This is a genomic window from Bacillus sp. FJAT-22090 (assembly GCF_001278755.1).
In the GTDB taxonomy this organism is placed as follows: domain Bacteria; phylum Bacillota; class Bacilli; order Bacillales_A; family Planococcaceae; genus Psychrobacillus.
The window spans coordinates 3,736,919-3,761,803 of sequence record NZ_CP012601.1; the positions used below are offsets into that span (position 1 = coordinate 3,736,919).

At 35.9% G+C, this 24,885-nt stretch carries 26 protein-coding genes; 17 read left to right on the forward strand and 9 right to left on the reverse strand.

Going from position 1 to position 24,885, the window contains the following annotated elements; translation table 11 throughout:
• Positions 1-19 precede the first annotated feature (19 nt).
• The 3 genes from AM499_RS18835 to AM499_RS18845 all read left to right on the forward strand — a co-directional run bounded on the left by AM499_RS18835 (position 20) and on the right by AM499_RS18845 (position 2,092).
• The gene (locus AM499_RS18835; protein WP_053591641.1) at positions 20-988 is read left to right on the forward strand and encodes a ring-cleaving dioxygenase; all 969 of its coding nucleotides are present in this window, start codon (positions 20-22) and stop codon (positions 986-988) included.
• 33 nt (positions 989-1,021) lie between these two features.
• On the forward strand, positions 1,022-1,303 hold the full coding sequence (locus AM499_RS18840; protein WP_053591642.1) for a GNAT family N-acetyltransferase: 282 nt from the start codon (positions 1,022-1,024) through the stop codon (positions 1,301-1,303).
• A gap of 318 nt (positions 1,304-1,621) precedes the next feature.
• Positions 1,622-2,092: a DUF4064 domain-containing protein gene (locus AM499_RS18845; protein ID WP_053591643.1), complete on the forward strand. Its 471-nt coding sequence runs from the start codon at positions 1,622-1,624 to the stop codon at positions 2,090-2,092.
• A gap of 103 nt (positions 2,093-2,195) precedes the next feature.
• On the opposite strand, the gene AM499_RS18850 is transcribed toward AM499_RS18845, so the two are convergent.
• On the reverse strand, positions 2,196-2,687 hold the full coding sequence (locus tag AM499_RS18850) for a GNAT family N-acetyltransferase (RefSeq protein WP_053591644.1): 492 nt from the start codon (positions 2,685-2,687) through the stop codon (positions 2,196-2,198).
• Between the two features lie 93 nt (positions 2,688-2,780).
• Here AM499_RS18850 and AM499_RS18855 point away from each other — a divergent pair, with 93 nt between their 5' ends.
• On the forward strand, positions 2,781-3,224 hold the full coding sequence (locus AM499_RS18855; RefSeq protein ID WP_053591645.1) for a GNAT family N-acetyltransferase: 444 nt from the start codon (positions 2,781-2,783) through the stop codon (positions 3,222-3,224).
• Positions 3,225-3,282: 58 nt separating this feature from the next.
• On the forward strand, positions 3,283-3,594 hold the full coding sequence (locus tag AM499_RS18860) for a hypothetical protein (protein WP_053591646.1): 312 nt from the start codon (positions 3,283-3,285) through the stop codon (positions 3,592-3,594).
• 27 nt (positions 3,595-3,621) lie between these two features.
• On the opposite strand, the gene AM499_RS18865 is transcribed toward AM499_RS18860, so the two are convergent.
• Positions 3,622-4,752 (reverse strand): MFS transporter, encoded by a 1,131-nt coding sequence (locus tag AM499_RS18865; RefSeq protein WP_053591647.1) that lies wholly within the window; start codon positions 4,750-4,752, stop codon positions 3,622-3,624.
• Between the two features lie 125 nt (positions 4,753-4,877).
• Here AM499_RS18865 and AM499_RS18870 point away from each other — a divergent pair, with 125 nt between their 5' ends.
• The 5 genes from AM499_RS18870 to AM499_RS18890 all read left to right on the forward strand — a co-directional run bounded on the left by AM499_RS18870 (position 4,878) and on the right by AM499_RS18890 (position 8,785).
• Complete coding sequence (locus AM499_RS18870) at positions 4,878-5,768, forward strand: diacylglycerol/lipid kinase family protein (protein WP_053591648.1); 891 nt, start codon at positions 4,878-4,880, stop codon at positions 5,766-5,768.
• Between the two features lie 110 nt (positions 5,769-5,878).
• Complete coding sequence (locus AM499_RS18875) at positions 5,879-6,670, forward strand: helix-turn-helix transcriptional regulator (protein ID WP_053591649.1); 792 nt, start codon at positions 5,879-5,881, stop codon at positions 6,668-6,670.
• Positions 6,671-6,747: 77 nt separating this feature from the next.
• Positions 6,748-7,515, forward strand: a complete 768-nt coding sequence (yidC, locus tag AM499_RS18880; RefSeq protein ID WP_053591650.1) for a membrane protein insertase YidC — start codon at positions 6,748-6,750, stop codon at positions 7,513-7,515.
• Between the two features lie 74 nt (positions 7,516-7,589).
• Positions 7,590-7,835 carry a hypothetical protein gene (locus AM499_RS18885; protein ID WP_053591651.1) on the forward strand — a complete coding sequence of 82 codons (246 nt, stop codon included), beginning with the start codon at positions 7,590-7,592 and terminating at the stop codon, positions 7,833-7,835.
• Positions 7,836-7,936: 101 nt separating this feature from the next.
• Entirely contained in the window at positions 7,937-8,785 is an 849-nt protein-coding gene (locus tag AM499_RS18890; protein WP_053591652.1) for a M15 family metallopeptidase, read from the forward strand.
• Between the two features lie 39 nt (positions 8,786-8,824).
• On the opposite strand, the gene cls is transcribed toward AM499_RS18890, so the two are convergent.
• A complete protein-coding gene (cls, locus tag AM499_RS18895; protein ID WP_053591653.1) occupies positions 8,825-10,279 on the reverse strand; it encodes a cardiolipin synthase in 1,455 nt (484 codons plus the stop codon).
• A gap of 166 nt (positions 10,280-10,445) precedes the next feature.
• On the opposite strand from cls, the gene AM499_RS18900 reads away from it, so the two are divergent.
• From AM499_RS18900 to AM499_RS18920, 5 genes are all read left to right on the forward strand, one after another.
• Positions 10,446-11,834 (forward strand): L-cystine transporter, encoded by a 1,389-nt coding sequence (locus AM499_RS18900; protein WP_053591654.1) that lies wholly within the window; start codon positions 10,446-10,448, stop codon positions 11,832-11,834.
• 232 nt (positions 11,835-12,066) lie between these two features.
• Complete coding sequence (locus tag AM499_RS18905; RefSeq protein ID WP_442853777.1) at positions 12,067-13,026, forward strand: ABC transporter ATP-binding protein; 960 nt, start codon at positions 12,067-12,069, stop codon at positions 13,024-13,026.
• Positions 13,027-13,036: 10 nt separating this feature from the next.
• On the forward strand, positions 13,037-14,311 hold the full coding sequence (locus AM499_RS18910) for an ABC transporter permease (protein ID WP_053591656.1): 1,275 nt from the start codon (positions 13,037-13,039) through the stop codon (positions 14,309-14,311).
• On the forward strand, positions 14,308-15,414 hold the full coding sequence (locus AM499_RS18915) for an ABC transporter permease (RefSeq protein WP_053591657.1): 1,107 nt from the start codon (positions 14,308-14,310) through the stop codon (positions 15,412-15,414). The genes AM499_RS18910 and AM499_RS18915 overlap by 4 nt, the downstream gene beginning before the upstream one ends.
• 18 nt (positions 15,415-15,432) lie before the next feature.
• Positions 15,433-16,995: an aminotransferase class V-fold PLP-dependent enzyme gene (locus tag AM499_RS18920; RefSeq protein WP_053591658.1), complete on the forward strand. Its 1,563-nt coding sequence runs from the start codon at positions 15,433-15,435 to the stop codon at positions 16,993-16,995.
• Positions 16,996-17,135: 140 nt separating this feature from the next.
• Here the strand turns inward: AM499_RS18920 and AM499_RS18925 are convergent, their stop codons facing one another.
• From AM499_RS18925 to AM499_RS18935, 3 genes are read right to left on the reverse strand one after another with little or no spacing between them, the layout of a single operon-like run.
• Positions 17,136-17,714 carry a hypothetical protein gene (locus AM499_RS18925; protein ID WP_053591659.1) on the reverse strand — a complete coding sequence of 193 codons (579 nt, stop codon included), beginning with the start codon at positions 17,712-17,714 and terminating at the stop codon, positions 17,136-17,138.
• On the reverse strand, positions 17,711-18,619 hold the full coding sequence (locus AM499_RS18930; RefSeq protein ID WP_053591660.1) for a hypothetical protein: 909 nt from the start codon (positions 18,617-18,619) through the stop codon (positions 17,711-17,713). The genes AM499_RS18925 and AM499_RS18930 overlap by 4 nt, the downstream gene beginning before the upstream one ends.
• Positions 18,620-18,622: 3 nt before the next feature.
• A complete protein-coding gene (locus tag AM499_RS18935; protein ID WP_053591661.1) occupies positions 18,623-19,852 on the reverse strand; it encodes a helix-turn-helix domain-containing protein in 1,230 nt (409 codons plus the stop codon).
• Between the two features lie 203 nt (positions 19,853-20,055).
• On the opposite strand from AM499_RS18935, the gene AM499_RS18940 reads away from it, so the two are divergent.
• On the forward strand, positions 20,056-21,339 hold the full coding sequence (locus AM499_RS18940; RefSeq protein ID WP_053591662.1) for an MFS transporter: 1,284 nt from the start codon (positions 20,056-20,058) through the stop codon (positions 21,337-21,339).
• Positions 21,340-21,628: 289 nt separating this feature from the next.
• On the opposite strand, the gene AM499_RS18945 is transcribed toward AM499_RS18940, so the two are convergent.
• Complete coding sequence (locus tag AM499_RS18945) at positions 21,629-22,792, reverse strand: MFS transporter (protein ID WP_053591663.1); 1,164 nt, start codon at positions 22,790-22,792, stop codon at positions 21,629-21,631.
• Between the two features lie 123 nt (positions 22,793-22,915).
• The gene (locus tag AM499_RS18950) at positions 22,916-23,329 is read right to left on the reverse strand and encodes a CBS domain-containing protein (protein WP_053591664.1); all 414 of its coding nucleotides are present in this window, start codon (positions 23,327-23,329) and stop codon (positions 22,916-22,918) included.
• A gap of 177 nt (positions 23,330-23,506) precedes the next feature.
• Between AM499_RS18950 and AM499_RS22270 the strand changes: the two genes are divergently transcribed.
• Entirely contained in the window at positions 23,507-23,638 is a 132-nt protein-coding gene (locus tag AM499_RS22270; protein ID WP_253278910.1) for an Lmo0850 family protein, read from the forward strand.
• A gap of 49 nt (positions 23,639-23,687) precedes the next feature.
• Here AM499_RS22270 and AM499_RS18955 read toward each other — a convergent pair whose 3' ends face one another.
• A complete protein-coding gene (locus AM499_RS18955) occupies positions 23,688-24,872 on the reverse strand; it encodes an FtsW/RodA/SpoVE family cell cycle protein (protein WP_053591665.1) in 1,185 nt (394 codons plus the stop codon).
• Between the last annotated feature and the right edge of the window lie 13 nt (positions 24,873-24,885).

The window sequence follows — 24,885 nt, forward strand, 5'->3', positions numbered from 1 at the left end:
TAAAATGGAGGAGAAAGCAATGAAATTAGCAGGAATACACCATGTGTCAGCAATCACAGCAGATGCTGATAAAAATCACGACTTTTTTACAAGAATACTGGGCATGAGATTAGTGAAAAAAACAGTCAATCAAGATAGTACATCTTCCTATCATTTGTTTTATGCAGATGCTGTAGGAACCCCTGGAACAGATATGACTTACTTTGACATTCCGATGGCAGGAAGAACATATCCTGGTGTATCAAGTATTAGCAATACGGGATTCCGTGTAAAAAGCGAAGATGCTCTGAAATTTTGGAAAGAAAGATTTACGAAATTGGAAGTACCCCATGACGAAATAAAGGAAAAATTCGGGCGGAACACACTTTATTTTGAAGACTTTGAGGGCTCTCGTTTAATGCTAGTAGTCGATGATGGTAAAGGAATTCCATATGGAGAGGCTTGGGTGAAAGAAGAGATCTCTGCTGAAAATGCGATTGTAGGATTAGGTCCAGTGAAGCTAACTGTGCGAAAAGCAGATCCAACAGAAAAAGTGCTTACAGAAATTCTAGGATTCACGTTAGCTGGATCTTATCCATCAGAAATAGCTAATATGCCTGAAGTGTTAGTATATACCACAGGTGCAGGGGGGCCGGCAGGCGAAGTGCATATTGAAACAAGAACTGATTTACCACAAGAGAGACCTGGTAGAGGAAGTGTGCACCATGTTGCATTCCGTGTGCCGACAATGGAAGACTATCCAAAATGGGAAGAATTATTGCGTGCAAAAGGATTTGTCACATCGGGTTTAGTAGATCGTTATTATTTCAAATCCATTTATTTTAGAGAGCCGAACGGTATTCTTTATGAATTGGCTACAGATGAGCCAGGTTTTAATTCAGATGAACCATTAGAATCATTAGGTGAGTCTCTCGCTCTACCTCCTTTTTTAGAACCTAAAAGAGAGCAAATTGAAGCTAAGTTGCGTCCGTTGTCAATTAACAAATAACTATGTTAAAATTCAAAAAAGGAGTGGTTGACTGTGGAATTTCAATACAAAGAATTAGGAAATGATGTTTATGCCTACCAATATGTCCAAGATGGTGAAAGACTTGGTGAAATTACGTGGACTTTACTTGGAGATGTCATGGTGATGGACCACACATACGTTTCAGATAAACTACGAGGGCAAGGTATAGCAAAGAAATTATTAGATACTGCAGTAGCCTACGCTCGTGAAAAAGAATTAAAGATGGAAGCTGTATGCTCATACGTTGTGGCAGCTTTTAATAAATCAAACGAATATGACGATGTAAAAGCTTAATAAATATAAAAGGCAATCCGCTTATTTAAGAAAAGTGGATTGCCTTTTACATTTGTAATGTTAAATAAATAAAACTAAAATACCGGTTAATACGGATGCACCTGCCAATGTGTATAAGAAATCAGACTGATTAAAGATTAACTTTTTCTCCATCCTATTCCTTCCTTTCTGTAGTAAGTGTTAGTATTTAAGTACCCCCCTAAAACAACTATTAAACAAGTTTATTTCATTTTGTATAGGGTAAAAGTAAAAAAAGATGAAACTTTTAGTAAGGTTGAACGTAAAATTACTATATAAAACATTAATGGAGGTATACATATGTCTCGTACAGGAGAAAAGGTTTTAGGTATTATAAGTGCAATTTTTACACTTCTAGCAATTATATTGATGGCGATAATTGTAACTACTGGAAGTGCAGCCATACAGGATGAGGCATTTAATACGGAGTTTGAGCAACATATATTAAATGATCCAACTTTAACTGGTCAGGATACGGAAGCAATTGCACAATTGGTGGATATTCTTCCAAGTGTGTTTGGTGTATTTGGTTGGGGATTTGTTGTTGCCCTTGTAATTAGTCTTATACTAAATATTGTAGGGATTGTTTCTATATCCAAAAATAAAAATCCAAAATTAGCAGGTATTATGTTTATACTAGCTGGACTGTTTGCGGGAATCATATCGTTAACATCGATATTATTATATATCGCAGCAATTATGTGCTTCGTCCGTAAGCCGCCAGTTCAATTCGCTGAGCAAGAATACTACAATCCAGATCAAACGGTATAACTAAATCACAATTCTTTATAAATAAGAAGATAAGAAAGAAATTTTTTGCGACGAGCTTTGCACAGGAATAGTATACGTGTCAAATGATAAAACACCGACTTATTCAGTAAGTCGGTGTTTTTAATAAATACACATATTTAGCCGTCGATAGAGGATGACCTTCAAAGTATTCGTCAAATTCTTCCAAGCATTCAAAACCGAAACGTTCATAAAATGCACGCGCTCCATCATTTTTGCTTTCTACATAGACGAATAACTGACGTCCCGTTGGCATCTCGTTCAAGCCGGCCTGTAGTAGTTTTTTGCCGTAGCCTATTTGCTGATACTCTGGAAGTACATAGATAGCGGTTAGCTCGGCATCTCCATCTTCATCTACATACGTAAAATTAGCAAATCCAATTGGCTTTCCTTCAAACTCTGCAAGTAAAAAAATAGTTTTTTCCATTCTTTTGGCTAACATCGTATTTGAATAAGCCTTTTTTAGAAAAAGCTCTTGTATATTGTCTGGAATAATTCCTTTATATGTGCTGTTCCAACTGATCTTTGCGATTTGTTGAACAGTTGCTAGATCATTTAACGTGATCGCCCTAATCATTTGAGTCACCTCTAAATTCTTTTTGTTATCATAACAAAAATAATATCAATCTTCTACTATTGTGTGATAATAAAAATGAAAGGTGGGTTTTTTATGGAATGGAATTTACAAAAATTTAATGAAATGGATGTATATCAATTGTACGAAATACTCAAGCTACGCGTGGATGTTTTTGTTGTAGAACAAAATTGCGCTTACCCTGAATTGGATACTTATGATTATAATTCTTTACATTTATTTGCTTGCGAAGAAAATGAGATAATTGCCTATTGCCGAATACTTCCACCTGGTGAAAAATATGAGGAATGCTCTATTGGTAGAGTAATTGTGAAAGAAAAATTTCGCGGGACTGGTGTTGCAAGACAACTTATGATAAAAGCTTTAGAAGAAGCAGAACGCACTTATCAAATAGAATCGATTCAACTATGTGCTCAAAGTCATTTGAAAAACTTCTACAGTTCCTTTGACTTTCATGCTAGCTCGGATGAATTTGATGAAGATGGAATTCCTCATGTCTATATGGTTAAAAAAGTGTAAGTTTTGAAATAAAGGGTAAGTAATAAGTAGAACATAAATAAATTAGGAGGTACATATCATGGCTAAAGGAAAAAATAACACATTACTACTAGCGGGAATTGCTGCTGGAGCTTATGCATATTTTAGTAAAAAAGAAAATCGTGATAAAGCGATAGTTGCATTTAATAATACAAAAGCAAAGGTTAACTCATTTATAGATGCACAAAAACATAATCGCTCCGATTTAACTGTTGCTGGGCACCCAGATCCGCACAATACTCCCGATAGCAAGATGGTAGGCGAAGGCGCAATGACAAGTGTTCAATATTATAATGATGAAGTGCAAAATAAGGACAAGAAAACTCCAGAATATAATGAAGTGAGTTCTTAATAGAAAGGGTCTCCAGCATGGGGACCCTCAATTTTTTTTATCTTTTAGTATAGATAATACTGATAAACATATTAACAATCCACCCGTTAATAGAAATCCACCGTTTGCAGTAAGTTTCAGTAGTCCAGTAACGCTAGAACCAACTACCACGCCTATTGAAAAAAAGGCGTAAAAATATCCGTATGCCTTTCCCCGATAAGTAGGTTCTGTTGAGTCAATTAGCAACGAATTTATAGAGGGGAATAGAAATGCAAATCCTACTCCATATAAACTCATTCCCACGTATAGCAGTTGCAAAGTGTCAATCTGTCCGAGTAAAAGCATGCTTATCCCCATTAATCCCATCCCAAAAGCGAGTGTTTTAATAGGTTTAACTTTATCAAATAGTCGATTAATAGGTAATATGAAGACTAAAATTGCCACAAAGCCAAAAGTACTCAGTAATAGTCCGCTTGTTTTTGAATCATACCCTTGATACAGTACTTTTAAAGGGAGCATATAGGCGAGTACGCCCTGTGAAAACATCAAGAAAAAGGCACCTGCAAATGCTTTTACCAAACCACTTTCTGCAAAAATGTCTCTTACTGTTGCAGAAGCATTTTCCTTCGTTTTTTTCTGAATGGAAACTGTACTTAATAAGAAAACTGATAAAATACTAAGAATAAGCATAATAGAACCTGTGATACTTAAGACAAATACTTCATCTTTTTTACTAGCCATAATTCCACTAAAAGCAGGACCTAAAATCGCAGCTAGTCCTACAAATGCTCCTGATAATGCAACACTTTTTCCACGCTTTTCAGCAGAGGTTTGATTCGCAGAATACGTAAAAGCTGCAGGAACGATAAGACCTGCAAGCAGTCCATGGATAAAGCGGACAATTAATAGACCGATTGGGTCTGATACCCCTTGGTACATAAAGAGGGAAATACTCGTAGCAAATAAACCAATGATTAATATAGAAAAAGGACCTTTTTTATCGGTTAAAAAACCTGAGATGATGTTTCCGATTGTATTTGAGAATGAATACATTCCTACAACCAAGCCCGTTAAGAATGGGGTAGCACCTAAAGATTTAGCGTAAGGACTCATTATAGGTAGCTGTGCAAATAAATCAAAAAAAGAAAAAAAGACAATTATATATATAAATACCCGCAAGTATATTCCTCATTTCTATTTCAGCTTCTACTCTAGTTTAGCACTTTTTTATTATGTAATCTGTTTCATAATAGGTAAATAGGGTATTAGGGGAATAAAAATTACAAATAAAGGAGGTAAATAGATTGAAAAAAGCAATGGTTATATTTAATCCTTCATCTGGGAAGGAAGATGCCGAAACATATAAAGAAAGGGCTCTTACAGTTCTCGATGCACTTGGATATCAAATAGTTGAAAAGGAAACAGAAAAAAAAAATGATGCTATTACGTTTGCCAAACAAGCTTGTGAAGAGAAAATGGAGTTCCTCGTAGCTATGGGTGGAGATGGGACGATAAATGAAGTTATAAACGGACTTGCCAATCAATCATATCGACCTCTATTTTCAATAGTGCCTCTTGGAACAGTAAATGACTTCGCACGAGCATTAGGAATCCCTTTAGAGCCAGAGATTGCAATCGAGGCATTAAAGATGACCAATACAGAGTTTGTAGATATAGCTCAAATTGGTAATAAATATTTTGGAAATATCGTTGCAATCGGTGAGATTGCAAGTAGAGTTGCGAACACTTCCGTTGAGAAAAAAACGAAACTAGGTTCATTAGCATATTTAATTGAAGGTGCAAAAGTAGTTATTTCTAACGAAGAGGTGGGTTTCACTATTCAACATGACCATGGGACCTGGACTGGAACATCGATGCTCGTTTTAGTTGGCTTAACAAATTCAGTAGGTGGATTTGAAAAAATGATGACAAATGCCGAAATCAACGATGGACTTCTTCATGTGTATATTTTTAAAAAATCTGGTATTGCTAACCTCGTTCGAATGGGTACAAAAATTTTATTGGGCACATTAAAAGAGGATGATGGAGTGGAGGTCATTACGACTAAAAAGGTTTACATGGAGTCTGATCGACCATTATTTTGTAACGTTGACGGGGATGAAGGTGTATGTACACCATTCGAAATTAAGGTACTACCAAAGCACTTAAAATTATTAATTCCAAATAATAGCTAAATTATCATCATAAATGTTTCCATTTTCCAACAAAGTGTTATAAAATGATTCTACGTACCCAATAAAGAACAATACCAAAAGTACTATAAAAAAAGAAAGATGAGGTCCTTATGCAATACTCACAAAAGATTTTTTTAGAAAGCTTTTCCAAAGCGTATACAAAAGAAATAAGCGTAATTAACAGCATTGAAGGTTTGAGTTTGTTTTTAGATTTAGAAAAAAAATTATTTCTTCATATGTATGCTTTCGAGCTTGAGGAAGCTAAAAAAGTATTAAGAGAAATCATAGACTTAATTATTATTAGAGCTGAGAAGTTAATGATTATGTATGTCAAAAATTACTACATACAATTAGTTGCTGTGATGGCAAGGAAATTACAAGAAAGCCAAGTTCCCTCTGATAAGGTAATGGCTTTTAATATCGCTAGTGTCAACGTTATAGAAACAAAAATGAGCGATGCACAGTTTCTTCAATGTGCAGATGAATTAGTAGAGTTTTTTGTATTGGTCATTACAGAAAGAAAAAAACCGTCCTTTGGTCATCAAACAGTGAACAAAGTTATCTTATTTATAAATGATGAAATTGAAACAAATTTAACTGTGGAAGATATTGCTAAATGTTTTAATATTAGTACAAGTCATTTATCTCGAATTTTTCGGGAACATACAGGGGTAACTCTAGTAGAATATTTAAATATTCGTAAGGTAGAGGAGTGCCAGTATTATCTAAGACATACGAACAAAGGGATTTCCGATATTTCTGATTCATTTCACTTTTGCAACCAAAGCTATTTCACTCGTATATTCAAAAAGTATACAGGTCTAACACCGAAGCAGTTTAGGGATCATCATGAATACCCTAATTTCAAATATAATTTTCCAAATGAAAGCAGAGCTATATAAGTATTGCTATGTTTATATTTGATAAATAGCTTCATAGAAGGTATACTCGTTATAGTTTGAAAAATGAAGGTGAATGAATGAAAAAGAAGATTAGTTTGCTTTCTATTCTTGTCTTTGCAGCAGTTGTTCTAAGCGGATGTTCAGGAGTAGAGAATAAAGAAGGTACTTTTTATAATATTTTTGTTCGACCTTTTGATTTTTTACTTCATTTCTTTGGAGAAATATTCAATGGTAGTTATGGACTTGCTATCATAGCAATTACATTAATTATTCGATTTGCTTTAATGCCTTTGATGCTTAAAAACTATAAGAATCAACAAGGTATGAAAGAAAAAATGGATAAATTGAAACCAGAAATGGATGAGATTCAAAAGAAATTAAAAGCTACAAAGTCAAAAGAAGAACAAATGGCTTTACAACAAGAAATGATGGGATTATATCGTAAGCATAATGTAAATCCTTTGAATATGGGTTGCTTACCAATGCTTATTCAAATGCCAATCGTCATGGGATTATATTTTGCAATCCTGCACTCAACAGATGTGAAAACACATCCCTTTTTATGGTTTAACTTAGGTTCTCCGGATATTGCGATGACGCTTATTGCAGGTGTGGTTTATTTTGTTCAAGCAAAAGTTTCATTATGGACGGTACCAGAGCAACAAAAGCAACAAATGAAAATGATGATTTATATTTCTCCTATCATGATTATGTTCATCTCGTTCAGCTCTATGGCTGCATTACCATTGTACTGGGCTGTCGGTGGGATTATCTTAATCTTCCAAACATACTTAGGGCGTAAATTTTATTCAAATCATCCAGAAAAAGCAGAAGAATCTGTATAACGAAAACGTTTGTCAACAGTCTAAAACGAAGCTTTTTATAGCTTCGTTTTTTCTATGAGAGGTGTAGTTTAAAAGTGAATAAGAATTGGATCATTGGAATCTTAATTGCAGCGGCTTCCATTGCCTCTTTAATATTTATTATAGTAGGGAATTTAAACATGGCAGTCCTCTTTATGACAGCTATATTTGCTTTAAGTAATGGTTACCGAGCGGTCAGCTTTAAGGAAAAAGGTTTTGAACGGGAAGCAAAATGGATGAAGGGAATGTCTATTTTATTTATCGTATTATTTTTCGTCGTTCTAGGAATGATTTTAATATAAATTTTGTTCATGGGTTGTCCACAAAGACAACCCATTTTCTCATCCAGTTTTAGAAGAAAAATGTTAAAATGATAGTATCGTTATTGGAAAGAAGGAAGACAATGCATTCTCGACAAAGTTTATTTAAAAAGAAAAAACAAAAAAAATGGCCATATATTGTCTCGGGTACAATTTTGGGATTGTTAGTTGCAGCCATTGTCACTTGGATTGGAATAAATGATTGGAATATAAACGAAAGTCTTGCATCTTTAGGTCTGACGAATAAAACAGAAGAGATGACTACAGAGGAAAAAGAAAAAGACATGATAGATGAGCAAGAAGCAGAGGAACCGACGAAAGAAGAGCAGGTAGTAGAACCACCAGTTGTCGAAGAGCCTGAAGTCGATATGTCAGGAGCAAATGGATACATAGGTCATGAAACGTTACCAACGGAACCGACATACTTCCAAGGAGTACTCATTGCAAGTAAAAAGTATCCACTACCTTCAACATTTGACCCTGGAGAAAGTAAGGATGCAAGAGCAGCATTTGAAGAAATGGCTGCCGAAGCAAAACTTTCTGGTTTTGACCTCGTTGCATTTAGTACATATCGTTCATTTGAATATCAAACGACACTTTATCAGAGATATGTAAGTAATGATGGGCAAGAAGAGGCGGATCGCTATAGCGCACGTCCAGGATACTCCGAACATCAAACTGGTCTTGCTTTTGATATAGGAGAACAACATTTTGAGCAACATTTTGCGCGTGAAAGCTTTGGAGAAACTGAGGCTGGAAAATGGGTTGCTGCCAATGCACATAACTATGGTTTTATCATGCGATATCCAAAGGAAAAAGAAAAAATTACCGGATATATGTACGAGCCATGGCACTTCCGCTATGTTGGTAAGCAACTAGCGGGCGAGATTTATGAAGCAGGCACTACGCTAGAAGAATATTTGGATATATAAAAAGTCAGCGTCCCTTAATGAGGACGCTGACTTTTCTAGTTATAGGATTGGGGATAATAATCGTGCTAGAGATTCTTTAAACTTAATCATACGAGTTCTTTCCTCATATAGTTCCATAGTCAATGGAGTAGATAACTTCATATCCTCCTCGAATAGCTCTGCAAGCGCATGAGAAGTTTCGCGGTCATAGATAAATGCATTAACTTCAAAGTTTAACTTAAAGCTTCGGACATCAATATTTGCTGTTCCTACAGTAGAGGCTTCATCATCAATGACAATCATTTTTGTATGAAGGAATCCATTTTCATAAATATATACTTTTGCTCCGGCTTTTATTAATTCTCCTACATAGGAATAGGTAGCCCAATAAACGAATATATGATCTGGTTTGTTTGGAATCATTATCCGAACATCGATACCAGATAGACAAGCAATACGAAGTGTATCCATAAAGCTCGCATCTGGAATGAAGTATGGTGATTGAATGTAAATATACTTTTTCGCCATCATTAGAAGCTTTAAATATCCGTTTTTTATCTGCTCCCATTCGGAATCAGGTCCACTGGAAACAATTTGCAATCCAACTGAGCCTTTCATCGGGATAGCTGGGAAAAATACATCGGAATATTCAATATCATGTTCGGCGGAAGCTTGGTTCCAATCAAGTATAAATCGGGTTTGAAGTGGATGTACTGCACTTCCTTCTATCCTTAGATGTGTATCACGCCAATAACCAAATCGTTTATTTAATCCTAAATATTCATCCCCTACATTAAATCCTCCGATATAACCAATTCGACCATCAATAACGACAATTTTTCGGTGGTTACGATAATTCATACGTGGATTAATAAGAGGTAGGATAGAAGGGAAAAATGCTTCTACACGGCCACCTAATTCTATTAACTCTTTAAATTGCCTTTTCCGCAAAGAGCGTGAACCTGTGTCATCATATAAAATTCGAACTTTTACTCCTTGCTTCGCTTTATCTAATAGTACTTGGTAAATCTCTTGACCAAGATTGTCTAGACGAAAAATATAATACTGAATGTGAATATGATCCTTTGCATTTTCTAAATCCTGCAAAAGTGCCTGGAATTTTTTTCGTCCGTCATTAAAAATATCTACTTTGTTATCTTGAGTTAGTACCGCTTGGTTATTGTGTAAATGCATAATAATTAACTCTTTATAATGCATGGCATCATCCAAACGAAAATCAAACGAATCATCCTCAATCGCTTCCATTTGAAATTCTATTAATTTATCGATACCAATTTTGTTTTTACCTTCCCAACGAAATAAATGCTTTTTACGCAACTTTCTTCCAAATAATAAATAAATACCGAAACCTACAATAGGTACAAAGAATAAAACCAAGATCCAAGCCCAAGTAGAGGAAGCATCTCTACGTTCCAAAAATATTAATGCAATTGCAAAGAAAATATTTAAAATAATTGTCCCTGTCACTATTAAACTAATAATGCTAGCCGCCACAGTTTCACCTCCTTCTATTTTATTTTTTTTGGAAGTTAGTTTTAGTATATCCGATTTAGGGGAAAGAATGAAGAAACTAGGTATTATGTGGTAGAAAGTATAACCTACTTGACCTATTGGAATAAAAGTATTATTCTATGTTAGGTGAAAAAATGGAGGTAATGAAATGGACATATTGTTTATCATTCTTAATATAGCTGCCTTACTGTTGTTCGTGGGTGTTCTAATAGTAATGCAAAAGAAACATGTATCATTTTCTAAACGCGTATTTACAGCGTTAGGTTTAGGTATAGCTTTAGGATTAGCATTAAATCTAATTTACGGTGTAACATCTGAAGTGTTAGCTAAATCCGTAGATTGGTATAACTTGATAGGAACTGGCTATGTGAAGTTACTTCAAATGATAGTAATGCCACTAGTATTTATTTCTATTCTAGGCGCTTTTACGAAGTTGACGATTGGGAAAAACTTTGGGAAGATGGCTGCAATTATTTTAAGTATTTTAATTGGAACTACTGCTATAGCAGCACTAATAGGAATTGGTTCTGCAGCAATCTTTGATCTAAATGCAGATCAGATTGTGCAAGGTGAAGCAGAATCTGTACGCGCAGAGGACTATGAAGCACGTTCTGCTGAAGTAGGAGATAAAACACTTCCTCAGCAAATGCTTGATTTACTTCCAGCTAATCCATTTTTAGATTTCACGGGTGCGCGTGATACATCTACAATTGCGGTTGTAATATTTGCAGCATTTTTAGGCTTTGCCTACTTGAGAGTAGCTCGAAAAGATGGTGAAACTGCTGCTACGATTAAAAAAGGAATAGACGCTGTGTACTCGCTTGTTATGAGTGTAGTGACACTTGTTCTTCGATTGACTCCATATGGTATCCTGGCAATTATGGCTAGAACCGTTGCGACATCTGATTTTGCAGCAATATATAATTTAGGTAAATTTGTGGTAGCATCCTATGTAGCATTAGCTATTATGTTTGCAATCCACTTAATTATTATTTCACTTTCAGGTTTAAATCCTATAACGTTTGTGAAAAAAGCAGCAGAGCCACTCATTTTTGCATTTACATCACGTTCAAGTGCAGGTACTTTACCTATTAATATTAATACACAAACAAATAAACTAGGCGTATCTGAAGGTATTGCAAATTTCTCTGGTTCCTTTGGATTGTCCATTGGGCAAAACGGTTGTGCGGGTGTATATCCTGCCATGCTAGCATTTATGATTGCTCCATCTCAAGGTATTAATCCTTTAGATCCGATGTTTATTCTTACTGTAGTTGCCGTAGTGGCTATTAGTTCTTTTGGAGTTGCAGGTGTAGGTGGTGGAGCGACGTTTGCCGCCATACTTGTACTTTCTGCTCTGAATTTACCAGTTGCATTAGCTGGTTTACTCGTTTCAGTAGAGCCATTAATTGATATGGCACGTACAGCTGTAAACGTGAGTGGATCAATGACTGCAGGTGTTACAACTGCGAAAGTAACCGGTGAATTAGATAAAGACGTTTATAATGCACCATTAGAAACACAAACAGTAGAATAACAAAATTACAAAAAAGCTGTCCTTCATCGGACAGCTTTTTTGTATGCGCTCAAATAAAATCTATGGTCTTAACATAAACTTTACTTGTGGTTTTTTAATATTGCAAAAGAATTTTGGTATAATTGTACTAAATACCAACTTTAATCCAGGTCTAAATCTCGACTGACTGGAGTTAAAACCTCCGGCGGATGTCTCAGATTTTCAATCTAAACGAGAACGGATATACGCTAATATGAATTTAATTGATAAAGGGGATGGAGCCGTGTTACAAGCAATAAACCTTCATAAAAAGTTTAAGACAAAGGAAGTGGTTCGCCAAGTAAATATGCAGCTAGAAGCAGGAGAATCTATTGGACTTCTCGGGCCGAACGGGGCAGGAAAATCAACAACTATTTCCATGCTTTCTTCTTTAGTAATGCCAACAAGTGGTGAAGTACTTTGGAATTCAGAATCGATCAATAAAAATCCCGAGTCGCTTCGCAAAACATTGGGGGTAGTTCCTCAGGAAATTGCTTTATACCCTGAGCTATCGGCAAGAGAAAACCTAGCTTTTTTCGGTAGAATCTATGGTTTAAAAGGTTCACTATTGACCGAACGTGTAGAAGAAATATTACAGAAAATTGGATTAACTGATCGAAAAAATGACATTGTTAAAACATTTTCTGGTGGTATGAAACGTCGCCTTAATATTGGAGCTGCACTTTTACATAAACCATCTATTTTAATTATGGATGAACCAACCGTAGGGATTGACCCACAGTCAAGAGCGTATATATTAGATACTGTTAAACAGCTTGTTGAGGAAGGAATGACCTTATTATATACAAGTCACTATATGGAGGAAGTTGAGCTCCTTTGTGACAAAATTTATATTATGGACCAAGGTGAGATTATTGCTTTCGGTACAAAAGAGCAGTTAAAATCACTAGTTTCTGATAATCAAACGATTGAATTAAAGGGACATTTACTTTCAAAAGAGTTTGGGGAGGTACTGAAGAAACAATTTCCTGCTGCCAGTGTTCGTCATGAAGAAGATATTCTGCTATTATCCATGCCTAAAAAGGAAGAGCCACTTGCTAGCATTTTCGCAATAGCTGCAGAAAATGATGTGACAATCACTTCGGCCATCATTAAAATACCTTCTCTTGAAGATGTATTCCTACATTTAACAGGAAAAGCATTAAGAGACTAGGGGGATGGCTATGCTACTTACTTTAATTGGAAAGCAAATAAAAATGCTATTGCGAAACAAGCAACCACTTATTATTTTATTACTCATGCCACTTGTACTTATTACAATTCTTTCTACTGCGCTTGCTGGTGTGATGAATAGTGGTGGGGAACCAGCTATTCAAGCAAGATTAGTTTTGATAGATAAGTCTAGCTGGGAGAAGGAAGAGGAATCTATTATAAATTTCTTAAAGGAACAGGGATTGAGTGGCTCTTCTTTAGATTCAGTGCTAATTCAAATGAAAAATTATGATCCTATAAAAATTTTAGAAGACTCCATTCTATCAACCGATGGTATAAAGAAGTATATAGTGGTTGAAAAGAAACAGTTTACAGACTTAGAAAATATTCGAAAAGACGAAAATACGGATGGTATATTAACAATTCCATCGAGTTTTCGTTTGGATTATATAAAAATGGCTTACTTTAATGAGACGCAAACACCAGAGATTGATTTATTTCTTAGTCAAGAAAATGAAATACGGGCTTCTATTATTCAATCCGTAATCAATGAATGGCAAAATGGCTATACGAAGTCACTTGCTCTTACGAAAGCTGGATTATCACTGGATCAACGTTTGCTAAACAGTTCAAGTGTTGAAAAAGTGGACCAGGTGCTGGAAGAAAGTGAAAGAAAAATTCCTGCCTCCGTTTACTACACTGCTGGAATGCTTGTGATGTTTGCTCTGTATATCCCGTCATTTTTAGCAGGCTTTGCTTTGCAGGAGGTGCAATGGAAGGTATATGACCGAATTATTTTAGCAGGAGTATCGGCTAGTTGGTACTCAATTTCTATTTTTATTACAGGGACGATGGTAGCTTTTGTTCAACAATTGTTACTTCTACTTTATGGGAAGTTTGTGCTAGGAATCGAGTGGATTGGACTAGATGCAATGGCTATTACCGTTTTAACCTATAGCTTTTTTATTGGGGGCCTATCAGCATTACTAACCACCCTTCAACTTAGAACGAAGTCAGAGGGAGCAGCGAATATATTTAATGGCTTAGTAATTACTATATTCTCATTTCTTGGTGGTTCGTTTTTCAATATAGGGGAAGTATCTACACTACTTGCCAAAATCGGTAATCTTACACCTAATGGAGCTACCATGACTGCCATCCTATCCATTCAAAAAGGTAGAGAATTAGAGGTAATATGGCCATTTATGTCTGTTTTGGTTGTGGCATTTAGTCTTTGTGTGTTTCTCTCTATTGTTTTATTTCCAAAAAGAGAGGTGACATCATGAAGGGTATATGGATTGCAAGGTTACAAAACTTAAAAAGAAAGCCACTTATTCTCATTTCAATGACTATCATGACCGTTATCTTTGCATATGTGTTAAGTGGTTCAGTTGGTAGTAAATTGACTCTATTAATTGCTACGGATGAATCTAAAATGAGCAAGGAAGTTTTAGAGAGGTTACAAATAGAAGAGGATTATGCAATAACTGTTTTATCGGAGCAAGAACTTCAGGATACAATAAAGGAAAAAAGGGACACGATCGGTGTATTACTAAATGAAAAAACGTATAGTGTTCTAGCAGACACAGAGTCCGATGTAGTAAGAAATCTTTCTTTAAATGTAGAGACTATCTATAATGAGCTAGCTTTTCAATATCAGATAATTGTTGTAGGTGGGGAAAGTAAGTGGAAGGAAGTGGAAAAAGGCTTAGAAAATCCTGCTTTTCAGATAAAAGAAGCATCGATGGATGAGTCAAAAGTGTTCCGCTATGATGGGGCATTACAAAGTTTATTTGGTTTTATGCTTTATTTTGTTTTTTATACAATCTCTATAAATGTACAATTTATATTAGAAGATAAACGTTCAGGAGTATGGAATCGTTTAAAGCTAGCATCAATCAGTAGATTTCAATTGTATTTTGGGCATTTATCGTTTAGTTATTTAATTGGATTGGTCCAAATGCTTTTAGTCATTTTTGTTTTCCGATTTATAGTTGGCACAAATATGTACGGGGGATTATGGAAGGTTATCGTCATTTGTAGCTTCTATGTATTACTCGTAATGGCATTTTCTTTATTTGTTATCTCGTTAGTCAAAACAGTAAGTCAAAGCAGTGTAATTATTTCTTTGCTATCTGTCGCTTTTGCAATGATCGGCGGTGCTTATTGGCCACTCGAAATCGTACAGTCAGATGGCTTGCTAGCAATGAAATGGTTGTCTCCTATCTATTACGGAATGGAAGCATTAAAGAGAGTTACCATTTATGGGGAAACCTTAAGTGACGTTTGGACGTATGTTAGTATGATGTTACTTTTAGGCGTTATCCTATTAGCGGTCGGAATTACTTTATTGGAAAAGAGAACGGAACGCTATCATTCAAGTGAATAGATTGGGGAGTTTGGGGTTATGTATTGGTGTAAAATTGCACGGACCGAAAAAGAATTTGATGCAATCGCTCGATTAAATTATCAGACATTCGTGGAAGAGATTCCGCAGCATGAACCAGATCCGAGTGGAATGAGAGTCGATCCATTTCATCATGAAAACGTATATGTGATTGTATTGAAGGATCAAGAACTAGCGGGGATGGTTGCCTTTCGAGCAGTCCGTCCTTTTTCGCTAGATCTAAAACTTGGTCCAGTAGAGGAATTACTTCCTGAGGATGCACTTCAAGGCTTACTTTGCGAAGTTCGATTAATGGCGGTTGACAAAGCGCATCGGAATGGACGAGTGTTTTATTATTTAGCTAGGGCATTGTCTGATTATGCCTATGAAAATGGCTATGGAGCAGCTGTCATATCAGGAACGATTCGTGAACAAAAACTATATAATCAGCTAGGTTTTGAACCCTTTGCAGACACGGTCGGGACAGGAGAAGCTTTGTTTGTTCCGATGGTACTGACAAGAGAACGATTTGACAACTCGGTTGCTGCTCGTTTTAAACAAAAAAGATATTCATTTTATCCTGGGCCAGTCCAACAATCGGAATCTATTCAACAGGCGTTTTTAGAAAAGCCAATATCTCACCGTTCGCATGAGTTCAAGGTAATGCTGGAGAGAGTGAAGAGCAGTCTGCTAGAGATGAGTGGAGCAGCACATGTCCATCTGTTAGTTGGGAGTGGAACTCTTGCCAATGAAGCGATGATTGCCCAATTGCATGTGCTTGGCGAGAGGGGGTTACTTCTAACAAATGGTGCCTTCGGAGAACGTTTGGAAAAGCAAGCGAGAAGATGGGGACTTTCCTTTGACGTTGACAAGTACGAATGGGGAACTTCCTTTGATTTAGCTGCGATTGAAAAAGAACTTGCTACGGGTAATTATAGCTGGTTGCTTATGGCACATGGTGAGACCTCTACTGGAATGTTGAATGAATTGGAGAAGTTGTCTGCTATATGCAAGCGTCATAATGTATTGTTATGTGCAGATTGTGTGAGTTCATTTGGAGCACTTCCTTTTCAGCTGGATGGTGTCTATTTAGCTACGGGGGTAAGTGGAAAAGCTATTGGAACAATGAGTGGTTTGGCATTTGTCTTTGCGAATACGGAGATTACAGTAAGTGAAAACATACCAACGTATTTAGATATAGCATTTAGAAGTAATCACGCAGTTCCATTTACAATGCCTTCCCAGTTTGTATTGAGTTTAGAATATGCATTAAAGGCATATGATGGTGGTTTTAGATATAAACAATTACATAATCGAATGCGATTTATCGAAGAAGATGTGAAAAAGCATCAAATTGAACTGTTAGCAGACCAACATTATCCAATGATTTTTACGTGGAAGGAAAAGAATTATCCGCACTTAGCCGAAGATGCAAGAATGTCAGGATTTGATTTACATTATAAAAGTGATTATTTAATTGAAAACGGCTTGCTACAAATTTCATGCATCCAACCTGATTTTGAAGATGCATGGACTAAATTTATGGAATGGCTTGATAATTATCGTGCTTATCACGGTGAATGAAAGATTTGTAACCGGATAGAAAATAGTATGATAGAAACTAAAAAATCTGACCGTATAGAAAAAAATGTGACTAGATAAAAGAATTTCTGACCGGATAAAAAATAATACGTCCACACAGTCAAAATAGAGCAGTCTCCAAGTTAGGAGACTGCACCTTTTTCATAACCTTCATAAATTGCATTTTTAGGATATCTCTTTCGCATATTGTTTAAGTATACTAGGAAAGAAATCTCAATGATTAGCATAAACACTACAATCAAAATACTTCCAGTTATGCTATTATCGAAAGTTGTATTCATTAAAAATGATTGTATGAACAAGGATGGCAAAGCGATCGCCATATACCAATAGAACATTCGCCTAGTTGAAATGAAACCTTCTTTATATGGAAGCTGCTTTGCAACCTCTTGCAGAAGGGCAAACAATAAATATATTAGAATCACTTTCAGCAAACTGAGAAGAGTTGAGTAATATCCTAGCCATTCATTCAGTTGGATAACTTGATCATTTAAAAAGAAGTTAGGCACCGAAATAATAACTAAAATAATCGATAGGACCTTTAGTTTCTCATAACGTTGAGAGGATAAAGTCGCTATTTGTTTGATGCCATTGTAAACAAAGATATATCCAATAAAATCTGGCAAGAGGTCAACGATCAAGTGAAACTTGATGAACACGAAAAGAAAGCCGATGAATAGCTGTTTGAATCCATTTCTCATTTCGCTTCACCTCTCGCTTTCTTTACAATGTTATTCACTTGATCTTGCGTCAATATAGGATTACTAATAATATTGATCACGTGCTTGATTTGAGTCCCGTCGGCATCCTCACCTGTCCAATCTTGCATAAGTCTAATAGTTTTTGCCTTATCCAAGTCATCTTTCGTGTGAAAGAAAATTCCTATTGAATCTCCTGCATTCATTTGAAGCGGCCATTTTACATCTGTATAGAGGGGAGCGTCCAGATCCTCCCATTCTTTTGAAGCATCTTGTCTTATAATAGGGCTATGTTCATCTGTATCTTTCCACACCATCAACTTTATATCTATGTCTTGTTGAATCCCCTTTGGTAACTCAAAAGCTTCCATCTTTATAGGTTTATTTATATGAATAAATTCTGCGCGAGAGTTGCCAGTATAGTTAAATCCTGAACTTTTATAAAATACTTCATCTGAAATTTTATAAGAAGTGAAATTTAGTTTAGAAACTTGTAACGGCAAAGTCTGACCGTTTGTAAAAGTGGCGTATATCTGATTATGATTTTTTAATTCCTCTTGAAAATTTTTTATATCCTCTTCGCCTAAGTTGAACATAGCCTCTTTTAAATAATGATGAGAAAATTCTTGATTGAAAGATTGTGCAGTTGGATTCTCGAAACCAGGGAATATGAAGTTTCGCTCATTCAATAAGCTTTGTGTGCCAATGGAAAGCGACTGCAACTCTATAATATCTTTTTTATTCGTTATATAATGTATGGAAAAATTTGTACTATCACTAATTGGGATATCTAAATAAGCATTTAATATAACTGGCTCCTCTAGTTGCTTCGATTGAAAGTAAATGGAATTGACAATCCAGCTTACGACAATAAGGCTAATAACTCCCCAAAACCAATTTTTCTTCAATGATTACATTCCCCCTTGGACTTTGTCGTACGTTTCTTTAATAAAAGCTTTATACGGAGAGTCAGGCATTTTATTAATATTATCTATAGCAAACTGTGCTGCTTCCAAAGCTTTTGCCTGTTGACCAAGCTCCATGTAGCATAATGCAGCATATGCATCCTTTTCGTAGAATATAGACAAATCGAAAGGGTGATGGGTAATACTAGGGATTTCAACTGCCTCTAACTTTTTAAGTGCATCTTCAAATTGGTGTAAACCATATAATGTTTTTCCTCTTTCAAGTAGGAAATAAGGTGCGAATAATTTATTCTGTATGCTGACCTTAAAAGTATCGTTATATAACTGGTCTGCTTCTTTATATAGTTTTTTATAAGAAGTTAAGTAGTGAATATTAGCGTACGAAATGAAAATCTTCGAATCCTCATCCTCGGCAAATTCACTATATGCAAGTAACTTTTGTAAATAATACTTTTTTTTCTCTTCGTCCGTAGCCATCATAGCGTGGGCGGTAGCTAATCGATATAAATTATCTACTTGCTTAAATATTTTATGCTTATTAGAATATGCAATTGCCTTTTCCATCTTATCGATAGCGTCTTCATGTTGACCTACTGCAAAATAAAGAACAGCCTCCAGGTAGTCATAGTCTAGTCGAGATAGTGGATCAATCCATAAGGGATTCATTTCTAACTGAGAACGCTCTGAAAGTAAAATATCTAGCGCTTCCTGATAATTGTGATTCGTATAAGGAACTAAAGCAAAAAATGTCCCTATCTCTGCTCGTTTGGTTGTTAAATTTAATTGCTCATACATTATAGCTACCTGTTTTAATAGTTTCAGAGAATATTGTTTGTCCTTTAATGATATACATCTGCTATACAATTCAAGTAATCGAGCTGCTTCATACCCCTGTGTGAGCTTTGGGACCCATGGCTCGATTAGGTCGATTATTTGTTCATATTCATTCGTTAAATCTTCATACTTCGTATTAAAAAGTATTTCTACTTTCACTAATATTTCTCTTAAATCCTGTGTGCTTACTTCTTCCAAAAGCTCTGAAACATCTACTCCTAACTGATCAGCAATGTAATTTAAGCTTTCCATAGAAGGATTGGCTTTATTGTTTTCAATTAGACTAAGCATTCCTTTAGTGAGTTCTGAGCCTGCAAGTGCTTCTAATGTAATCTTTTGTTGTTTTCTAATTTTGCGTATGCGATCGCCTAATGTTGGCACAAGAATCACCTCTTTATCAATTTGTTTAATTATATTAAACTTTTCGTTGAATTGAAAGGATAAATATGGTATTATTTTCTTTACATAGAAAAAAGGTAAGGCTTTTGGTGGTTTCCAAAGATTTTGTACAGGGGTAAATCGTATTTGCGATTCAAAATCTCGGCCTTTTACCAATGAGAATTTGAAAAAAAGGGGAAATAAAAATGGAAGAAGTGTTAAAACTCAAAAGGGCAACGTATCATTTGTGGACATTCACGATAAGCAAGATCATATCAACATTTGGGGCGCAAGTGTATTCATTTGCCATCAGCTTTTATATTTTGCAATTAACTGGTTCTGCCTCAAGCTTTGCAATGAATTTGATTTGTAGTATTTTACCAAGGACGCTTGTAGCACCTTTTGCTGGTTATGTAGCTGATAATTACTCTAGGAAAATGATTGTCATCGTTGCTCAAATTGCCACCACAATTGCAATTGGTGGTTTGCTAATTGTTAGTTTAACAGCAGGTTTATCATTGTTAGCAATTTATACAACTACTGTTATTTTATCCATCACTTCATTATTTTCAGGTGTAACATTTAGCTCGTCAATCACAGGACTAGTGGATGAAGCAAGAATACAAAAGGCAATGTCTTTAAATCAAATATCCATTTCATTTGCTGCAATTGGTAGTCCAGCCGTAGGTGGGTTACTCTATGGTACTGTAACAATGCCAGTTTTTCTTGTTATGTATATGGCTGCATCGATTATTGCAGTACTCTTAGAGTCCACGATGAATTTTAATTTATTTGCTAAACGGAAAGAGGTAGTAGAGGGAGAAGTAAAAGAGTCGATGCTTCAAAGCATGAAGGCGGGATTCAACTATTTAATGAAACATTCCATTTTAAAAACGATGGTTGTAATTTCCCTTTTTATTAATTTTCTGTTCGGTGCATACCAAGTGGGATATTCATTTATTTTAATTGAGAAATTAAAAATAAATGCTCAGCATTTTGGATTCACTGAAGGAGCATTTGCAATCGGAATGTTGATTATGTCCATTTATTTTACTTCTCGTAAAGAGCTAAAGTATCCATTTTTAGTTTCTAAATGGAGTATCGTGGTGATGGGAGTGCTAATGGGCGGAGTGGCATTACCGTTGCTGTTCGATATGTCCTATAATTGGTTAGTAGGCTTTTACATTCTCCTTATGTTTGGCTTTGGTATATCGATGATTGTGACTAATACACCAATTCAAGTGATGATGCAAAAAATGATTGAGGATGATTATAAGGGGCGCGTGTTTTCTATCATTGAAACTTGTGCAATGGCTCTCATGCCGCTTGGAATGGTATTGTTTGGTTTCTTATACGATGTTTTACCGGCAGAAGGTATTCTCATAGTATCAAGCCTTGTATTAATCTTGGTAGTATTACTACTTGCAAGACCATCCGTTGTAAGAGCAGCACATCCTGAATTACAAACTGCGCAACCAGAGTTACAATAAAAAAATGCCAAGGAGCGAATCCTTGGCATCAGACTGTTGAAAAACGCTTTCATTCTTCGTTTCTTACACTTCGTTGTAAGCTCATGAACCTAAGTTCTATTCGCTTCCGCCTCGTGTCGGCGCGCCTCGACTGACAAGCGTTTTCAAACAAGTCTGAAGTGACACTTTAGAAATCTAAATTTAGCTGCTACCTGAAGCCAAGGAAAATCCTTGGCGTTTTGTGGTAAATTAGGTGAATCGCTCAATGACGATCAAGAATCGCACAATCTCTACTTACAATCCCTCAATCTCACGCTACTTCTCTCAATGATTTTGTAGATTTACGATATGCGAAGATCAATCCGATGGAAAGAACTGCGAGTACACCAGAGAACATATAAATATTATTTGGTTGGATTGTGAAAAGCCATGCAAATAATAATGGGCCGATAATTCGACCTAAGTTATCCATCGAATAAGTCATACCAGCCGCTGTACCGTAGCTTCCACCAGATTCCTTCGTAGTAAGTGAAACAATTGTTGTTCTAGCTAGTGCATTTCCAGCGGTAAACACACAAAGGGAGAATCCTGCCCAGAAAATACTCGATGTAAATACGGTCATAAATAGACCAATTGCAGTAATGATTTGTGCGTATAATAGCCATTTCGTTTCTGTACCGTTTTTAATTCGTCGTACCACTCCGCCTTGAATTGCCGCATCCACGAAGCCGCTAAACATAAACAAATAGCCGATTTGCAAAGGGGTAATGGCAACTTTCTCGATTTGGAAAAGCTGGAAGGTTGCTTCTAATCCAGCCAATAAAAACGTCACCATGAATGAAAACAGGAATAAATACTTTATTCGATATGACCAAAGACTCGCAGCACCCTTAGGAAGAAGTGCTCGTTTATTCGCTTCTCCAGATCTCTCTGGCTCCTTCAATATAATAAGTGCATATACAAAAATTACTAGCAATAAAATTGCAGACACAGTAAATGGAGGTGATAAGCTTACGTGTCCGAGAACACCACCAATAGCTGGTCCAAAAATAAATCCTAGACCAATGGACATTCCAAGAAGCCCCATATATTTGTTGCGATTTTCTTCGTTGGATAGATCTGCTGCAAATCCCGTTACAGCTGTGTAGAGGGCTCCTGAAAAAAGACCTCCAACGACACGAGAGAGATAGAGCATGAAAAGCGAATCAAAAAATAATGAAAATAGCCAAAAGCTTAAACTGAAACCAACTAGCCCAACTAAAATGAGTGTCTTTCTTCCAGTACGATCCGAAAGCATTCCCCAAAATGGAGCAGTAAAAAATGAAGCTAGTGAGTAAACTGTTAATAGACCACCGACATGTATTTCATTATAATTTTGCTCCAAAATAACCTCTGGCAATATAGGTATGATTATTCCAAAACCAAGATAAACTAAAAATTGTATGGACATTAGTATAAATATAGTCTTTTTCATACAGAAACCTGCTTTCTGAAAATCTTCTAGTTTCTATATTACACTTTTCCTATATGTTTGACATCTCAGTACCTAAAAATATAAAAAAAGCTACCCATTATAAAAAAGGATAGCTAATGATGTTTAATAACTCCTTGGTTCGGATATACTTTCCATAGCGTGAGAAACTTCTTGTACATGTGGAAATGGAAATGCTAAATCTGCTAATGATACAAAACCAACGAGCGTACCGTTCTCAACTACTGGCAGACGACGGACTTGACATCTTGCCATCACTAATGAGGCTTCTACTGTAGTATCATCAGGTGAAACAGAGATTACGGATTTCGTCATGACATCTTCGACTTTACTTTTCACATCTTTTGCAACGGATCTTGTTACGATATCTCTATCGGTTATCATACCAACCAGTTTTTTATTGCTTACAACGGGAAGACAACCGATATCCAATGTTCGCATTTGCTCAGCAACCTCATTTACGTAATCCTGTGGATTGCAAGTCGCGACTTCTCTACTCATCACATCTTTTACATTCACGTGAATCACTCCTTATGGTTATTACTTAGCTTGGTTTACAATCAAATAAAATATGTAATAAAAATGAAAGATTAAAACGATGTAAATAGTGGTATTATAGGATTGAGAAAAATTAATAAATAAGAAACTTTTTTGAATATAAATCGTAATACTATATGGAAGGACGAGGTGGAAAGAATGGCTAAGGAAGTTGATTTAAAGAAAATTGTAAGTAATCTTTCAAAGCTTGGTGTGACTGTTACAATGACAAAATCGAGACTTGACATGCTTAAAGCGTTAGCACCACCAGCACAAAGTCCTCAAAGCTAAAAAGAGGGTGACTCGGAATAATTCGAGCCACCCTCTTTTTATTTGGTTTTTAGTCATCTTCGTTTTTAGCGAACATATACGTTTTATGATGAAATTTCATACTGAATACTAAGCCGATTGCTAGCATATTTCCCATTAGCGAACTACCGCCATAGCTTATGAATGGTAAAGGGATACCTGTAATCGGAAGTAACTGAATCGTCATTCCAATATTCTCAAAAACGTGGAATGTAATCATTGCAATGATTCCGGCGCATACATACGTACTATAGGCATCTTTTAACTGTAATGTAATCTTTGTTAAGTGGAAAATAAGTAAAAAGAAAAGACTAATGACGATACTGGCACCTACAAACCCATATTCTTCTCCGATAACAGCGAATATAAAATCGGTATGGTTTTCTGGAACATATACAACGCGACCACCATATCCTTTCCCAAAAATTTCACCAGAACCGATAGCATTTAAGGAGGTGATCAAGTGCATGCCTTCATTGGAGGCATAAGAATATGGATCTAGCCAAGAATATATACGAGCAAATTGATAACCTTGTAAGCCGAATTTTTCCTCTAAAAAGTCCTGCATATAAAGTGCCATCCAAAGAAGGGAAGCTCCTATTGTTACGGAGCCCAATAATAAAGGAAGAATAATTTTCCAAGTTATTCCCGCTACAATGACCAATGCAGAAGTAATGGCAATGAATACTAGTGCAGTTCCAAGGTCGGGCTGTTCAAGAATAAAAAATAACGGAACGAGTAAGGTGATACCAATTTTTCCAAGCAGAATAAAATCCGTTTTTATGGTCTTCATAAGATATACTTCATGATGTTTTGTTATTAAACGAGCAAGAGCCAGGATGTAAAAGGTCTTCATAAATTCAGCTGGCTGAATATCGCCGATTGGTAAATGGAACCAGCTTTTTGCATTGTTCCGGGGTTCAACAAGTGCCATGCTTCCTGGCAATATAAAAAGAATAAAAAGTAGTAATAGTCCAAAACCGTAAATGTACCAAGACATTTTTTTGTATTGTTCTGGTTCAAAAAACATTACAAGAGAAATAATAACAGATCCAACCATATACCAAAAAACTTGTTTAGCAACAAAATTCGTTCCAGCGTATTGGCCTGATGTCATAGCAGAAGAAATTGCTAGCAAACTAACAATCAAAAATAATAATATTATAAAAGCGAGCGTCCAATCAAATCGATCGGCAAAGCCTTTTTTGTTTTCCATAAAGTCACCTATA

Excerpts from the sequence above, each read along its gene's own strand:
- AM499_RS18835 (WP_053591641.1), top strand. The coding sequence starts at position 20 with ATGAAATTAGCAGGAATACACCATGTGTCAGCAATCACAGCAGATGCT.
- AM499_RS18845 (WP_053591643.1), top strand. The coding sequence starts at position 1,622 with ATGTCTCGTACAGGAGAAAAGGTTTTAGGTATTATAAGTGCAATTTTT.
- AM499_RS18850 (WP_053591644.1), bottom strand. The coding sequence starts at position 2,687 with ATGATTAGGGCGATCACGTTAAATGATCTAGCAACTGTTCAACAAATC.
- AM499_RS18855 (WP_053591645.1), top strand. The coding sequence starts at position 2,781 with ATGGAATGGAATTTACAAAAATTTAATGAAATGGATGTATATCAATTG.
- AM499_RS18860 (WP_053591646.1), top strand. The coding sequence starts at position 3,283 with ATGGCTAAAGGAAAAAATAACACATTACTACTAGCGGGAATTGCTGCT.
- AM499_RS18875 (WP_053591649.1), top strand. The coding sequence starts at position 5,879 with ATGCAATACTCACAAAAGATTTTTTTAGAAAGCTTTTCCAAAGCGTAT.
- yidC (WP_053591650.1), top strand. The coding sequence starts at position 6,748 with ATGAAAAAGAAGATTAGTTTGCTTTCTATTCTTGTCTTTGCAGCAGTT.
- AM499_RS18890 (WP_053591652.1), top strand. The coding sequence starts at position 7,937 with ATGCATTCTCGACAAAGTTTATTTAAAAAGAAAAAACAAAAAAAATGG.
- AM499_RS18900 (WP_053591654.1), top strand. The coding sequence starts at position 10,446 with ATGGACATATTGTTTATCATTCTTAATATAGCTGCCTTACTGTTGTTC.
- AM499_RS18905 (WP_442853777.1), top strand. The coding sequence starts at position 12,067 with ATGAATTTAATTGATAAAGGGGATGGAGCCGTGTTACAAGCAATAAAC.
- AM499_RS18910 (WP_053591656.1), top strand. The coding sequence starts at position 13,037 with ATGCTACTTACTTTAATTGGAAAGCAAATAAAAATGCTATTGCGAAAC.
- AM499_RS18915 (WP_053591657.1), top strand. The coding sequence starts at position 14,308 with ATGAAGGGTATATGGATTGCAAGGTTACAAAACTTAAAAAGAAAGCCA.
- AM499_RS18920 (WP_053591658.1), top strand. The coding sequence starts at position 15,433 with ATGTATTGGTGTAAAATTGCACGGACCGAAAAAGAATTTGATGCAATC.
- AM499_RS18925 (WP_053591659.1), bottom strand. The coding sequence starts at position 17,714 with ATGAGAAATGGATTCAAACAGCTATTCATCGGCTTTCTTTTCGTGTTC.
- AM499_RS18940 (WP_053591662.1), top strand. The coding sequence starts at position 20,056 with ATGGAAGAAGTGTTAAAACTCAAAAGGGCAACGTATCATTTGTGGACA.
- AM499_RS18945 (WP_053591663.1), bottom strand. The coding sequence starts at position 22,792 with ATGAAAAAGACTATATTTATACTAATGTCCATACAATTTTTAGTTTAT.
- AM499_RS22270 (WP_253278910.1), top strand. The coding sequence starts at position 23,507 with ATGGCTAAGGAAGTTGATTTAAAGAAAATTGTAAGTAATCTTTCAAAG.
- AM499_RS18955 (WP_053591665.1), bottom strand. The coding sequence starts at position 24,872 with ATGGAAAACAAAAAAGGCTTTGCCGATCGATTTGATTGGACGCTCGCT.